Source organism: Mammaliicoccus sp. D-M19 (assembly GCF_022386695.1).
In the GTDB taxonomy this organism is placed as follows: Bacteria; Bacillota; Bacilli; order Staphylococcales; family Staphylococcaceae; genus Mammaliicoccus; species Mammaliicoccus sciuri.
In genome coordinates, this window is sequence record NZ_JAJNHW010000004.1 from 23266 (window position 1) to 37984 (window position 14719).

Annotated in this window: 14 protein-coding genes; 5 read left to right on the forward strand and 9 right to left on the reverse strand. The window is 32.4% G+C overall.

Annotated elements, in window-relative coordinates; genetic code table 11:
• Window positions 1-2: 2 nt before the first annotated feature.
• The 5 genes from LQ675_RS09770 to LQ675_RS09790 all read right to left on the reverse strand — a co-directional run bounded on the left by LQ675_RS09770 (window position 3) and on the right by LQ675_RS09790 (window position 7103).
• On the reverse strand, window positions 3-806 hold the full coding sequence (locus LQ675_RS09770; RefSeq protein WP_048540067.1) for an ABC transporter ATP-binding protein: 804 nt from the start codon (window positions 804-806) through the stop codon (window positions 3-5).
• Window positions 807-1013: 207 nt separating this feature from the next.
• Window positions 1014-1850: a YitT family protein gene (locus LQ675_RS09775; protein WP_048540065.1), complete on the reverse strand. Its 837-nt coding sequence runs from the start codon at window positions 1848-1850 to the stop codon at window positions 1014-1016.
• A 671-nt stretch (window positions 1851-2521) separates the two neighbouring features.
• Complete coding sequence (locus tag LQ675_RS09780; RefSeq protein WP_048540064.1) at window positions 2522-3475, reverse strand: L-lactate dehydrogenase; 954 nt, start codon at window positions 3473-3475, stop codon at window positions 2522-2524.
• 23 nt (window positions 3476-3498) lie between these two features.
• Window positions 3499-5097, reverse strand: a complete 1599-nt coding sequence (locus tag LQ675_RS09785) for an L-lactate permease (protein WP_075578424.1) — start codon at window positions 5095-5097, stop codon at window positions 3499-3501.
• A gap of 284 nt (window positions 5098-5381) precedes the next feature.
• Window positions 5382-7103, reverse strand: coding sequence for an ABC transporter ATP-binding protein (locus LQ675_RS09790; RefSeq protein WP_075578423.1), 1722 nt, complete (start codon window positions 7101-7103; stop codon window positions 5382-5384).
• A gap of 185 nt (window positions 7104-7288) precedes the next feature.
• On the opposite strand from LQ675_RS09790, the gene pbp4 reads away from it, so the two are divergent.
• The gene (pbp4, locus tag LQ675_RS09795; RefSeq protein ID WP_048540059.1) at window positions 7289-8656 is read left to right on the forward strand and encodes a penicillin-binding protein PBP4; all 1368 of its coding nucleotides are present in this window, start codon (window positions 7289-7291) and stop codon (window positions 8654-8656) included.
• An 88-nt stretch (window positions 8657-8744) separates the two neighbouring features.
• Window positions 8745-9494, forward strand: a complete 750-nt coding sequence (locus LQ675_RS09800; protein WP_048540058.1) for a M50 family metallopeptidase — start codon at window positions 8745-8747, stop codon at window positions 9492-9494.
• A gap of 561 nt (window positions 9495-10055) precedes the next feature.
• Here LQ675_RS09800 and LQ675_RS09805 read toward each other — a convergent pair.
• Window positions 10056-10706: a metal-dependent transcriptional regulator gene (locus LQ675_RS09805; RefSeq protein WP_048540055.1), complete on the reverse strand. Its 651-nt coding sequence runs from the start codon at window positions 10704-10706 to the stop codon at window positions 10056-10058.
• A gap of 144 nt (window positions 10707-10850) precedes the next feature.
• Here LQ675_RS09805 and LQ675_RS09810 point away from each other — a divergent pair, with 144 nt between their 5' ends.
• From LQ675_RS09810 to mntC, 3 genes are read left to right on the forward strand one after another with little or no spacing between them, the layout of a single operon-like run.
• Window positions 10851-11564, forward strand: a complete 714-nt coding sequence (locus tag LQ675_RS09810) for a metal ABC transporter ATP-binding protein (protein ID WP_058592205.1) — start codon at window positions 10851-10853, stop codon at window positions 11562-11564.
• A complete protein-coding gene (locus LQ675_RS09815) occupies window positions 11561-12385 on the forward strand; it encodes a metal ABC transporter permease (RefSeq protein WP_048540051.1) in 825 nt (274 codons plus the stop codon). Before LQ675_RS09810 ends, LQ675_RS09815 begins: the two co-directional genes overlap by 4 nt.
• 10 nt (window positions 12386-12395) lie before the next feature.
• A complete protein-coding gene (mntC, locus tag LQ675_RS09820; protein ID WP_075578422.1) occupies window positions 12396-13313 on the forward strand; it encodes a manganese ABC transporter substrate-binding lipoprotein MntC in 918 nt (305 codons plus the stop codon).
• A gap of 159 nt (window positions 13314-13472) precedes the next feature.
• Here mntC and LQ675_RS09825 read toward each other — a convergent pair whose 3' ends face one another.
• From LQ675_RS09825 to LQ675_RS09835, 3 genes are read right to left on the reverse strand one after another with little or no spacing between them, the layout of a single operon-like run.
• The gene (locus tag LQ675_RS09825; protein WP_025906003.1) at window positions 13473-13964 is read right to left on the reverse strand and encodes a Na+/H+ antiporter subunit G; all 492 of its coding nucleotides are present in this window, start codon (window positions 13962-13964) and stop codon (window positions 13473-13475) included.
• Window positions 13942-14235 (reverse strand): monovalent cation/H+ antiporter complex subunit F, encoded by a 294-nt coding sequence (locus LQ675_RS09830; protein ID WP_078355149.1) that lies wholly within the window; start codon window positions 14233-14235, stop codon window positions 13942-13944. Before LQ675_RS09830 ends, LQ675_RS09825 begins: the two co-directional genes overlap by 23 nt.
• Window positions 14235-14717: a Na+/H+ antiporter subunit E gene (locus LQ675_RS09835; protein ID WP_048540046.1), complete on the reverse strand. Its 483-nt coding sequence runs from the start codon at window positions 14715-14717 to the stop codon at window positions 14235-14237. Before LQ675_RS09835 ends, LQ675_RS09830 begins: the two co-directional genes overlap by 1 nt.
• Window positions 14718-14719 lie beyond the last annotated feature (2 nt).

Below are 14719 nucleotides of genomic sequence, written 5' to 3' on the forward strand. Positions count from 1 at the left end.
CTTTATAACTTCGTATAGTGCTTACATAATAAATTATATGTTACAAGCATTGGTTTTCCAGTTCGTGGGTCTGTAGAGAGCTCTGCATCAATATTGAAGACTTCTTCCAATATTTCATTTGTTAAAACTTCTTCTGTTTGACCTTGTGCAACAATTTCACCAGATTTCATAGCAATTAAATGATCTGAAAAACGAATTGCTTGGTTAATATCATGTAATACCATAATAATTGTACAACCTTGTTCTTTATTTAATTCTTGTACAAGCTCTAAAATTTCTAATTGGTGTGAAATATCTAAATAAGTAGTTGGTTCATCTAAAAAGATGATATCTGTTTTTTGTGCGAGAGCCATTGCAATCCAAACACGTTGTCTTTGACCACCACTTAAATCGTTAATCGATCTATATTTAAATTCATGCGTACCTGTTACATTTAAAGCCCATTCAATTTCCTCTTTATCTTGTTTTGATAATCTACCGAAACCTTTTTGATGAGGAAATCTACCATAAGATACGAGTTCTCCAACTGTTAATCCATCTGCAACATCAGGAGATTGTGGCAAAATAGCAATTTTTTTAGCTATTTCTTTAGTTGAAGTTGAATGTAAATTCTTACCATCTAACAATACTTGACCTGTTTGTACATTTAATATACGACTTAAAGCTTTTAATAAAGTAGACTTACCACAACCATTTGGTCCAATTATAGAAGTCACTTTGCCATCTGGTATTTCAAGATTCAATTCATTAACTATTAATTTTTCACCATAACCTATTGAAATAGCTTCTCCCGTTAAACGATTCATAAAGAACCCTCTTTCCATTAAAATTAACTCTATTTATATGACATTTTCATTAATTGTATATATCTGTAAATGATAATCATTATCATCTTTCACATTCATGTATTATAGCATTTAATAGTATCTTTTTCTATCATTTTCTGAACATTTTCGTATTCCGTTCACAAAAAGAGGTTGGAACACTTAACGTATTCCAACCTCTTAACATTATTATTCATCTACTAAAAATCCATTTCCAAGAACGTCTCTTACGTCATGGACAACGACAAATGCATTTTCATCAAATTTTCTAATCATGCGTTTTGTTCTAGAAAGTTGTGTCTTCGCAATAACGACATATAAGACATCTGTATCTTTCTTAGAATAATAGCCTCTACCATTTAGAATCGTACAACCACGACCAATTTGTTCATCAATCATTTTAGCGATTTGATCGGGATTTTGAGAAATTATTGTAACGGCTTTTTTAGGATTTAGACCTTCAATTACAAAGTCCATCACTTTTGTTCCTACATATAATGAAATCACTGTAAGTAACGCTTTTTCTAAAGGCATTACAGTAAGTGAGAACATCACGACGATAAGGTCAAAGAATAATAGAGCATATGATGTATTAACGTCTAAATACTTATGCGCTATTCGAGCAAGAATCGTCGTTCCAGCAGTCGTACCACCAGATAATACAATTAGTCCTATACCTAGACCAACCATGAAACCACCAAAGATTGTATTAATTAAAATTTCATTCGTATGCACAACCCAAGAGTCAGTTAGACCTAGAAATACAGAAATAGCAATAACAGCTATTATCGTATAAACAGTACTTCTCTTGCTTAAAAATTTATAACCTAACGCAATTAAAATAGCATTTAAAATAAACGTAGACCATGCAGGTGAAATGTCGAATGCATAAAGTAAGATTAAAGAAACCCCAGTTACGCCACCTTCACCTAAATTAGCAGAAATGATAAAGGCATTAACACCCGTAGCAAAAATAAAAGACCCTGCCAAAATTAATATCATATCTCGTAAAATTCTATTTTTCATGACCTTACCTCCTCTATATTTTTTAACAGACATATAGATACTACCACAATCCTCAAATCCCCTCAACATGCCGATTCTAAATAGAAGACGAATCATATAATGGATGTATAACGATGATGTGAAGAAAGTAGTTTGAATTGAGTGAAGTGATGGAGGAGAGAGAAATAGGTGATGTCTTGGCTTTACTAGGAAGTTAAGCTATGACTTAGGGAATCTCTTGGCTTTATTCAGGACTTAAGCCATGACTTAGGGAATCTCTTGGCTTTACTAGGAAGTTAAGCTATGACTTAGGCTATCTCTTGGCTTTATTCAGGCGTTAAGCCATGACTTAGGGAATCTCTTGGCTTTATTCAGGACTTAAGCCATGACTTGGGTGATGTCTTGGCTTTACTATGAAGTTAAGCTATGACTTAGGCTATCTCTTGGCTTTACTCAGTCGTTAAGCCATGACTTGGACTATCTCTTGGCTTTATTCAGACATTAAGCCACAACTCGTGTGTTTATTCCTCCTTTAACTCACATCTTCCACTATCTTATATCTTCAATCTCCTTCATTTTCACATTCGCCACTTAATTCAAACTGTCACCACCAAAAAAGTACCGACAAAATCGTTTCTAGATTTTGTCGGTACTACTGTCTTCGTATATTAAATCCCTGATATATCTTCCTCTTAAAATTCTTTTTCAAAGGGTTCTTGTATATCTTTTAACACTTTAACAGAGTTATCAAATAATGATTTTTCTTCTTCATCTAATGGCATTTCGATAACTTCTCTAATGCCTGATCTGTTTATAAGTGCTGGTACGCCTATATATACACCTTCATGTCCATACTCGCCTTCTAAATATGCAGACACTGTTAACACCACATCTTGGTTGTTCAAAATAGCTTTTGTAATACGCATTAACCCCATTGCTACTCCATAATAAGTTGCACCTTTTGCTTCAATAATTTCATATGCTGCATCACGAGTTTGTACAAATATTTCTTCTACTCTATGTTTGCGTGTTTCATCTTTTTCAATAATACTTCTTAATGGTTTACCTGCAATATTGGCATGAGACCAAACTGGTAATTCTGAATCACCATGTTCACCAATAATATTTGCATGAACACTTTGTGGTGCGACATCGAATTCTTCACTTAATAAATATCTAAATCTTGCTGTATCTAATATAGTACCTGATCCGATTACACGTTCTTTTGATAAACCTGAGAATTTCATAGTTGCATATGTTAATACATCTACTGGGTTAGTTGCAATTAAGAATATACCATCAAATCCTGAATCCATAATTTCAGTAACGATTGATTTGAAAATTTTCATATTTTTTGCTACTAAATCTAGTCTTGTTTCACCTGGTTTTTGAGCTGCACCTGCACAAATCACAACTAAGTCTGCATCATGGCAATCTTTATAATCACCTGATTTAACTTTAATTGGTGAAGGACCATATACTGTACCATGATTTAAATCCATTACATCCCCGATTACTTTCTTTTTATCTAAGTCTATGATGACAAATTCATCACAAATACCTTGGTTTATCATTGAAAATGCATAACTTGAACCTACTGCACCATTACCTACTAATACGACTTTTTTACCTTTGAATTGTTTCATTATAATCGCTCCTCAATTTATATTTATAAAATTATTGTTAAAATAAATGTCCATATACAGATGAATATTAAGAATCCTACGCTATATTTCAAAGTCATTTTGAGCAATTCAGACTCTTTACCAACTTCTCTAACAGCAGCTGTTGCAATTGCGATAGATTGTGGTGAGATTAATTTAGCTGCTACACCACCTGCTGTATTTGCAGCAACTAACAATGGTCCACTTGTACCAATTTGACTAGCTACTGATGCTTGAATTGGTGCAAACAATGTGTTGTTATTTACAACTGAACCAGTCATGAATACACCTATCCAACCTAATACTGGAGATAGTATCGGGAAGATGTTACCAGCTTTTGCAATACCTTGTCCCATTGCACCTGTAAGTCCACCATAAGTTGTAATTTTCGCGATGGCTAAAATAAAGCAGATTGTCAAAATTGGTAACCAAAGTTCTTTAATTGTTACGCCTAATAAATTAAAGGCATCACTGAACTTAAAGTGTTTCGAAATGAGTATTGTGATCACTACTGAAATTAATATTGCAGTACCTGTTGCACTAAATATGTCGATTTTTAATGTAATCAGTTTATTTGTAATTTCATTAAATGTTCCTGGAATATTTATATTCCATACTAATGAAGAAAGTAAACCACCTTCAGCAAATAAAGCTTTGAAAAATGGTGCACTCCATATCATGACAAAAATCGTTAAAATATAGAATGGGCTCCATGCATACATAATGGATTTAACAGAATGTTTCTTTGTTTCCAATACTTCTTGATCTGAAACTCTGAAAATATTTTGAGGTTGGTAATATTTTGAGAAAATTGCTAATGCAACCATTGATAATAATGGTGGTATAATATCAGCCAATTCTGGACCTTGGAAATACGTAATCAATATTTGTAAGCCAGTATATGTTGTACTTACAACAAGTATCATCGGTAAAATTTCTTTCACACCTTTAAATCCATCTAATATCATGACAAGTAAAAACGGAATAAAGAAGTTCAGGATTGGGAGTGTAAGTGTTGAAATCTGTGATACTTCAAGCGCTGAAATATTACCGTGAAGACCTAAACTATCTATAATACCAACTGGAATACCTATAGCACCAAAAGCGCCTGCTGCTCCGTTAGCAATTAAACAAAGCATTGCTGCCTGTAAAGGTTTAAAACCAATTTGAATTAACAATACACTACATATTGCGATAGGGACACCAAAACCAGCAGCACCTTCTAAAAATGCATTAAAACTAAAACCTATTAATAATAATTGGATACGTTGGTCTTGAGAAATACCTGAAATACTATCTTGAATGATACTGAATTGTCCTGTTCCAATTGAAACTTTGTATAACCATACTGCCATTACGACAATATAGCCTATTGGAAGAATACCTTGAAAGAATCCTTCTGTTATAGCACCAATCGCCACAGTATGTGGTAATTCGAAGATAAATGATGCAATGAGTAAAGTTACAATAAGTGTCGTAATAGATGCATAAATACCTTTCATTTTAAAAACTGTTAAACATAATAGAAATAATATAATCGGTATACTAGCAACAATTGCTGATAGTGTAACGTTGTCTAATGGATTTATATTATTTAGTAGCACAATGAACAACTTCTTTCTTATTTTTATTTTTCAAGATGCGCATCTTTAACTTTTGTGATTCTTTTCACAATGTAAATATAGCACCTCAATTTCTTGAGGTCAATAGGTTTTACGCATATTTTGTGAAAATATTCACGATTTATTTACTACTGGTTTTTTGATTTTTATTGAATCCTTTGCTCTATCTAAATGGTTGCGTTTTCATTATTTCTCATATTTTTTTAATTTTTTATAATAAAAACAAGATCCTGAAATATTTTTCTAGGATCTTGTTCAATACTATATTATTCAGTTAAACTTTGCGTATTTACAAAATGTCTATACTTTTCATGAGATGCTAATAATTCTTGATGTGTACCTACACCTGTAATTTGACCTTTATCTAAAAATACAATTTGATTCGCTTTTTTAATCGTAGCAAGTCTATGTGCGATCACAATAGTTGTGCGATCTTTCATTAATTCATTTAATGCTTGTTGAATGTAGAATTCACTTTCACTATCTAAATTAGCTGTCGCTTCATCTAATAGTAAAATATCTGGATTCTTAATGAAACTCCGTGCGATATCTATACGTTGTCTTTGCCCGCCAGATAATTTTGTACCTCTTTCACCGATTTCTGTATCAAACCCTTGTGGAAACGCCATTATAAAATCATAACATCGTGCCATCTTCGTATAGTGTACAAGTGTTTCTTCTTCTACTTCTGAATAGACACCATATGTTAAATTATCTCTTATCGTCCCTGACATCATTGCATTAGATTGCATAACATATCCAATTTTCTGTCGCCAATATTTTAAAGATATATCATCTATTGGTTGGTTTCCATATAATATTTGGCCGTGATCGATTGGATAAAGTCTTTCAATTAAACTGAACAGCGTACTTTTTCCTGAGCCAGAAGGACCAACAAATGCCGTAACTTCTCCAGATCGAATAGATAAAGATAAATCTTTAATAACGGAATGAGCTTCATATCCAAATGAAACATTTTCAAATGTAATATCTTGATGATTCGTAATCGGTTGATTATGATCATCGCCTCTTTTTTCAGCTTCTTCTTGATAAATCTCATAGATACGTTCACTTGCGCCGACAGCTTTCTTATAATCCGTTAAAAACATTGAAAAATTCAAAATTGGCGCTGATAATTGCACGACATAGAATATCATTGCGACCAAAGTACCTGCAGTAATCGCTCCACTCGAAACTCTAATACCACCAAAACCAAGTATCACAGCTACTGTTAACGTCATAATAACGCCTGAAAGCGGGGAAATAATTGCTCTAATTTTAGCTTCTTTTAAACCAAGATCATATATGCCTAATAAAGTTCCTTTTGTTTTTTCGAGTTCTTTTTCTTCTGAAGTTGTCACTTTAACTAATTTCATTTCAGTCAGCACTCTTCCTAATATACCGCTGAATCTAGAAATCTCAGTTTGTGTGTCTCTTGAAATTTTACCCATTTTTCGTCCTAAAGGTACCATTATTCCTATAAATATGGGTAAGATTAGGAACGTCATGAGCGTCATTTGCCAATCTAAAATAAATAACATCACTATCGAACCAATAAGTGTTAACAATGATGGTAATACGCTAGGTGCTTTTTCAGAGATAAATAAGTTAATCACATTCGTATCATCTGTAATTCTACTCATCAATTGTCCACTTTCATTTTTGTCAAAGAAACTCATTTTCAAATTGATTAAATGCTTCCAGAGCTTTTCCCTAATTGAATAAATTGTTTTTTCACCAATCTTGCTTAGTAAATATGTCCCAATACCACTCAAGACTGCATTTACTAAAAATACGCCTATAAATAGCCAAACCATTCTTAAATCTAAACTTTCTGCATTAAATGTATCTACTAATTTCCCAGTAAATAATGGTACAAGCAAACCACTAAGACTACCTAAAATTGAAAGTGTCATAGCCGTAAACACTAATTTTTTAGGCCAGTCTACCTTTTTTAGTAAATAAAGCAGAGGATTTTGTTTTGTCATTTTAATAACCTCTTCACTAAAGTTAATGATATAGTTATATTTTACAGCATTGAGATTATACATACCAAATTTAAAATATGTTCACAAAAAATTAACGTTCATTTGTTATCTTATTGTAGGGTAGTTAATTAATATATGTTAGAATGATATAGTTAATTTTAAAAATAAATAAAGAGGTCTTATCCATGAAAAAAAGTCTATTATTATTTTTTGCATTACTTATATTGAGCATACCGGTAACTCAAAATGCTTATGCAGCGGATAATCCGAAATCACCAACACAAGTAGCCAATGAGAATGGATACTCACTCGGTGAAATCTATGAACCTGAAGGCGCTATTAACTATAGTTCTGAGACTGGTCAAATTATGTATGAATATAAAATAGATGCTAAATGGTATCCAGCAAGTATGTCTAAATTAATGACATTATATTTAACTGAGAAAGCAATCAATAGTGGTAAACTTGATAAAAATGCTAAAGTTAAAATGACGGATGAAGAATATCGTTTATCTACATTACCAGAATTAAGTAATACAAAATTGTATCCAGGAGATGTATATACAATCTCTGAACTTATGCAAATAACCGTTTCTAACTCTTCAAATGCAGGTGCGATGATTTTAGGAAGAGAAACGATGAAAGCTGAGAACTTAGCTTCTGCTAAAAAGATAGATAAAAAAGATAAAGACTCCAATAAAAATACTGCATCTAAACAACAAAAAAAGGATTTAGATTCTGACTTTGTTGACTACATGAATGAAACAGCAAAGAAATTAGGTATGGAACATACAAAATTCTACAATGCCAACGGTGCTTCTAATAATTTATTATTAGAATATAAAGCAAAACGATATCAATCAGATGAGGATAATTATTCAACATCTAGAGACTATGCAATTTTAACGCAACATCTTGTAAAACAGTATCCTGATATTTTAGAATACACTAAAAAAGTTGCCCCTACTGTTCACTACGTTACATATTATACGTATAATCATTCACTTGAAGGTGCAGATATGTCACTTAAAGGTACAGATGGTCTAAAAACGGGTTCTAGTGATACAGCGGACTATAACCACAGTCTTTCTACTAAGAGAGATGGATTAAGAATTAACCAAATTCTCTTTGGTGCCGGAGATTATAATAGTGTCGGTGGTGAGAAAGAACGTAATATGATGGGGAATAGCTTGATGGAAAAATCATTCAAAGAATATGAATGGAAAAAAGTATTATCTAAAGGGACTCAAAAAATTAATGGCAAGAAATATTATGTAACAGAAGATTTATATGATGTCGTTCGTAAAGGCGTAGATTATAAAGTTGTACTTAAAGATGGACGTGCAAGCATTGATTATAACCGATCTTATATCAATGATAGCTATGGTCCACCATCTGTAAAAGTAGAAACGCCAAGTAAACATAAATTTAACGAAACAAAGAAAAAAGTAACAAGTACTGATAATAGACCTATTATTATGACAGCATCTATTTTACTTGCTATCGGTATTATCCTTTTATTAACTTGGTTAATCAAGCGTAAGAAAAAATAATAACGGATATTAAGTCTTAAGTCCGACAACAAAAACGTCACTTTAGTGTAGAATAGTCTTAAACTATTCAATACGAGGTGACGTTTTTTTGATTCAATTTTTACCGAATTTTCTATCAGAACCAATTAATTTATCCTTAACAATGATAACGATCATCGCGCTTATATATGTATTTGTTCATCATAGAAGACAACAACCCATTTTAAGTTTAATCGATATTATTCTAGGATATTTTCCAATACTCATCCATGAGATGGGTCATGTTATAGCAAATAAACTATCAGGTGGTAAGCCTAAAGACCTCGTAGTTGTTTGGCGTCGTAAAGAGCGTATGGAAACCGGTAGACAAGGTTACGCCGTTACTGGTTCTAAATCACGATTAAATCAATTTATAACGACTTTATTCGGTTATATCATGCCGCCAATTATGTTGATTTTAGGTGTGTGGCTTAAACATCACACATTCGGACCTATTTTCTTAATCATTCTTCTGATTATGTTTTTATTCTATGTCATATTAACATCTAAGAAATTTATCCCAAGTATCATTCTCGTCATTATTGCACTAGCTTTATATGAAGTACTGTCTGCACCGAATATACATGACTTTGGACAAATCATTACGTATATTTATCACATTAGTTTAGGAACATTATTAGGTGAAGTCGCACAATCAAGTATTACAATATTCCTATTAACATTCTCTCGTTCAAGACAAGAATGGGATGGTAGTCAGTTAAAACAGCTCACTAAAATTCCAACTATTTTCTTTAGTGTCATATGGATAGCAATTAATGTATATGCGGTTATGTATACTTTTAATATTTTATGGCCATAGATATTGGAACTTTTAATATGAAGTCTTCGCGTAGTATAATTCGACTTTATACTTTATTGCACGATATCTCTTAGTCTTCGTGCGTTATATTCTGATTTTGCACCTTAGCGCACGATATCTCTTAGTCTTCGTGCGTTATATTCTGATTTTGCACCTTAGCGCACGATATCTCTTAGTCTTCGTGCGTTATATCCTGATTTTGTACCTTAGCGCACGATATCTCGGAGTCTTCGTGCGTTACACTCTGATTTTGCACCTTAGCGCACGATATCTCTCAGTCTTCGTGCGTTACATCCTGATTTTGTACCTTAGCGCACGATATCTCTTAGTCTTCGTGCGTTACATCCTGATTTTGTACCTTAGCGCACGATATCTCGGAGTCTTCGTGCGTTACACCCTGATTTTGCACCTTAGCGCACGATATCTCTCAGTCTTCGTGTGTTACATCCTGATTTTGTACCTTAGCGCACGATATCTCTTAGTCTTCGTGCGTTATATTGTATCCATTAACAAAAAACCAGCAGAAATTCATTCGTTTGAATTTCTGCTGGTTTTTACTTATTAAGCTGTTTTTATACCAAACAAATATGATGCATTTGTTTCGCTTATCATAATTGTTTTATCTTTAAGTTTAAGTTCTATGAGTTGGTTTAAGCTATCTTTATTGCTAATTGTTACTACATCTCCAATATGCAATTCTTGATTACTTAAATAATCTAGGAGATTCACGTAATCCATTACACGTTTAATTTCAACGTCATCTCCAATTTCAAACTCATTTAATGATGTGTTATAAATTTCTTCTAGTTGATTCTCTCTTGGAATAATACCACCATGCGGACAAGTTGTTGGGTAACCCATTAACTTATCTATCTTATCTATAAAACGGTCAGATACACGATGTTCCAGTATTTCTGCTTCTTCGTGAACCTCATCCCAAGTATATTCAAGTTCTTCTATTAAGAATCGCTCTATGAGTCTATGTCTTTTAATAATATTTGTTGTATGATCTAAACCCTTTTGAGTTAATTTCACACCTTTATATGGACGAATATCTACATAATCATCCTTTTTCAAACGTAACATCATTTCACTTACTGATGAAGGTTTAATATTTAAATCTTGCGCTAAATTCTTATTGGATACGTAATCTGTTGTGCCATTTAATCCAAAAATCGCTTTTAAGTAGTCTTCTTGTTCTTCAGTCAACATCTACTCTGACCTCACTTTTATTATCGTATATTTATTGTACCACGATTTATTTTTACAGGCTATCTCTTGACTTTAGATAATTTTCTAATATAATCAAATTATAGTTTAGGTTAACCTAAACTTATTTTTAGAAAAGGTGATAACATGTTGCAGGTAAAAAATTTGAATTTATATTTAGGTCAACAGCACATATTGCATGATATTAATTTAACAATTAAATCTACGGGTGAATTAATTGGCATAATGGGACCAAATGGTGCAGGAAAATCTTCATTTATTAAATCGATTTTGGGTGAATTTAAGGCATCAGGTGAAGTTTATTGGCAAGATAAGCCGATAAACCAACAGCTGAAACAATTAACGTATATTCCTCAAAGAAATCAATTAGATCTAGATTTTCCTATCACTGTTCAAGATAGTTTGTTAACAGGCTATTATGCTACATCAGGTTGGTTTAGACCTTTAAAGAAAGAAGCTTATCAAAAAAGGGATCAATTAATGTCAGAGTTACAACTTACTTCATTAAAAGATAAGACATTAAATCAATTAAGTGGTGGACAATTACAACGTGTTCTTTTAGCAAAGTCTTTAATGAAAGACAGTGATTTATTATGTCTCGATGAACCATTTGTCGGCATTGATTTTAAGAGTGAAGAAATCATGATAAACATGCTTAGAAGATTAAAGTCAGAAGGAAAACTCATCATCATTGTTCATCATGATATTCAAAAAGCCAAATTATATTTTGATAGAATCATCCTCCTCAATCGAACTATTAAATTTTTTGGCTCAGCATCTGAAGCTTTAACAGAACACAATATTAAAGAAGTATTTCTAAAGGAAGGCGTTACACCATGATTAATGAATTTATCTCATCCCTAATACAATATAATTTTTTAAGTCGAGCACTGATTACTGCAATTATAGTTGGTGTTGTCTGTGGCATTGTAGGTAGCCTCATAATATTAAGAGGTTTATCTTTAATGGGTGATGCTATGAGCCACGCTGTACTACCTGGTGTTGCAATAAGCTATGTATTAAACATCCCAATGTTTATAGGAGCCTTGTTCACGGGTATGTTAACGAGCTTTCTGATAGGTTATATTGCCCAACACTCTAAAACTAAAAATGACGCAGCTATTGGTATTATCTTTACTGCATTCTTTTCCCTTGGAATTATTATCATAAGTCAAATTAACTCCTCTACTGATTTATATCATATTTTATTCGGGAACATACTAGCTGTAACTTCAAGTGCATTTTATACAACGAGTATTGTCAGTCTGATTGTTATCGCTTGTGTCATATTATTTTACAAACCCTTGCATTTATCAACATTTGACCCTATTGCAGCTAGAATGAGTGGTTTAAATGTAAAATTCATTCATTATTTTGTCATGATGCTATTGGCGCTCGTAACAGTTGCTAGTTTACAAACAGTGGGCATTATACTTGTCGTTGCACTACTCATTACACCGAGTTCAGCTGCATTTTTAATAACTAAATCATTAAAATCAATGATGATTGTCGCAAGTATTATCAGTGCAATATGTGCGGCCTGTGGCATGTATGTTAGCTACCTTTATAACTTACCAAGTGGCGCGTGTATCGTATTAGTCTGCTGCTTTGTATATATGATTACATTCACCATACATAAAATGAAAATGAAATTTGCTTAGGAGGTTAAACATGAAAAAGTTATTTATGCCTTTACTCGTCGTTATTATTTTATTAAGTGCTTGTAATGCGTCGTCTTCAAATGACGATAAAAATTTAAAAGTTGTAACAACAAACTCAATATTAGCTGATATGACAAAAGAAGTAACAAAGTCTGACGCAAAAGTTACAAGTATCGTTCCTATTGGACAAGACCCTCACGAATATGAAATCAAACCTAAAGACGTCAAAGCTTTAACAGATGCAGATGTCATTATATATAATGGTTTTAATCTTGAAAGTGGAAATGGTTGGTTTGAAAAAGCATTAGAACAAGCAGGTAAAAAAATCTCAGACAAAAATGTTATTCAAGCAACTGAAGACGTTACGCCTATTTATTTAAAAGGTGGAGAAGGCGATAAAAATAAAATCGATCCACATGCTTGGTTAAGCATTGAAAATGGTATAAAATACGTAAATACAATTGAAAAGCACTTAAGTGATATAGATAAAGATCACAGTAAACAATTTAAAGATAATGCTGAGAAATACACGAATAAATTAGATAAACTACATCATAAAATGATGACAGCATTCAATGATATTCCTGAAGATAAACGTGCTTTTATAACAAGTGAAGGTGCATTTAAATACTTTGCGAAAAGCTATCATATTACACCAGGATATATATGGGAGATTAATACAGAAAAACAAGGTACACCAGACCAAATGAAACAAGCCATTAAATTTGTGAAAGACCACGATTTAAAATCATTAGTCGTCGAAACAAGTGTTGATAAGAAAAGTATGCAAACATTAGCAGAAGAAACAAACCTCAACATTAAAGATGAAGTATTTACAGATTCAATCGGTAAAAAAGACTCTAAAGGTAACTCATATTACAACATGATGGAACACAATGCAGAAGCTATTCATAACAGTATGAAATAATGAAAAAAGAGGTCGAGATTTAATCATCTCGACCTCTTTTTTGTGTATTTAACTATCATTATTCTGAATTCTGGTAATTAGAACTCGTATCCTTACGGACATTTCTCAGAATTCTGTCCCTAACGACACCCATAACATACACTTCTCAAACAATATCTATTATTTTAATGTTGGATCATCTTTTTTCATGACTTGTTTATATTTACTAAATGTTTCTTTATCATTTTTAGAAAATGCTTCGTTCATCATTTGTCTTTTTTCGGCTCTTCTTCTTCTGTCTTTTTTTGTTTCTTTACGATCATACCTGAAGTTTAGTGAAGTACCTTTTTTAGTAAATTCTTTCATATACATATATGATCCTGAATTATAAGCTGCTCTAATAATCATATGCCCTGCTACTGGAGATGTTAAATATAAGAACAATATTGTTAATAATGTACGGACACTAAAGTATTCTTGTGTCACTAAGAAATATATAAACACACCTGTCAAAGTAAGCAACACAGATAATGTAGAGCTTTTAGTAGCGGCATGACTTCGAAGAAATGTATCTCTAAAGCGTACAATTCCTATCGCACTAATAAGTGCTGCTATTGAACCTAACAATATTGATAAAGCGGCAATTAAACTAACGATCTCGCTTAGATTCAAAGACACGACCCCCTTCTATGAAACGTGAAATACCTACTGTACTCAAGAAAGAAAGTATTGCGATAATTAAACTCGCTTCTAAATAACTGAATGTATCATAAATAATGCTTAATACCCCTACTACGGAAACTAGAATCGCACCGATAGCATCAAAAGCAATGACTCTATCTGCGGTAGTAGGACCTATGATCATTCTGAGAAGTACGACAACAATGGAAATACCATATATAACAAGCGCTGTTTTGATAATTGCTAAAATGATAAATGACATTATTTAAGCACCTCCCAGATTAGTTTTTCGTATTTCTTAATTTGCTTCGTTAAAATTTCTTTTTCTTTATCTGAAATATCAATTGCATGTATAAAGAATCTTCTACCATCAGGTGAAAGTCTAAGCACGACGGAACCTGGTGTAAGCATAATAAGCAATGTTAACAATGTAATCGCCCAATCTTGTTTTAACGTTGTTTCATAAGTTACAAGACCTGGATTAACTTTGTTCGTTTTAAATAAAATATAATTGATTGTTGTCATACTTGAAGTCACAAGTTGATAGTTATAAACACATATAAACTTGAAGATTACCCAAACCTTTTTCAAGTAGAAGACATGTCCGAAGAATCTATGCATTAAATAAACAATAAAGATACCAATGAGATATCCACCAACAAAGGTTGATAAATGAAATTTATCTTCATCTTGGAACAGCGTCCATAAGAAGGCGATTAAAATATTTAATAACAACTGTGCCATTA

Excerpts from the sequence above, each read along its gene's own strand:
- LQ675_RS09835 (WP_048540046.1), bottom strand. The coding sequence starts at position 14,717 with ATGGCACAGTTGTTATTAAATATTTTAATCGCCTTCTTATGGACGCTG.
- mntC (WP_075578422.1), top strand. The coding sequence starts at position 12,396 with ATGAAAAAGTTATTTATGCCTTTACTCGTCGTTATTATTTTATTAAGT.
- LQ675_RS09805 (WP_048540055.1), bottom strand. The coding sequence starts at position 10,706 with ATGTTGACTGAAGAACAAGAAGACTACTTAAAAGCGATTTTTGGATTA.
- LQ675_RS09775 (WP_048540065.1), bottom strand. The coding sequence starts at position 1,850 with ATGAAAAATAGAATTTTACGAGATATGATATTAATTTTGGCAGGGTCT.
- LQ675_RS09770 (WP_048540067.1), bottom strand. The coding sequence starts at position 806 with ATGAATCGTTTAACGGGAGAAGCTATTTCAATAGGTTATGGTGAAAAA.
- LQ675_RS09815 (WP_048540051.1), top strand. The coding sequence starts at position 11,561 with ATGATTAATGAATTTATCTCATCCCTAATACAATATAATTTTTTAAGT.
- LQ675_RS09790 (WP_075578423.1), bottom strand. The coding sequence starts at position 7,103 with ATGACAAAACAAAATCCTCTGCTTTATTTACTAAAAAAGGTAGACTGG.
- LQ675_RS09810 (WP_058592205.1), top strand. The coding sequence starts at position 10,851 with ATGTTGCAGGTAAAAAATTTGAATTTATATTTAGGTCAACAGCACATA.
- LQ675_RS09830 (WP_078355149.1), bottom strand. The coding sequence starts at position 14,235 with ATGTCATTTATCATTTTAGCAATTATCAAAACAGCGCTTGTTATATAT.
- pbp4 (WP_048540059.1), top strand. The coding sequence starts at position 7,289 with ATGAAAAAAAGTCTATTATTATTTTTTGCATTACTTATATTGAGCATA.
- LQ675_RS09780 (WP_048540064.1), bottom strand. The coding sequence starts at position 3,475 with ATGAAACAATTCAAAGGTAAAAAAGTCGTATTAGTAGGTAATGGTGCA.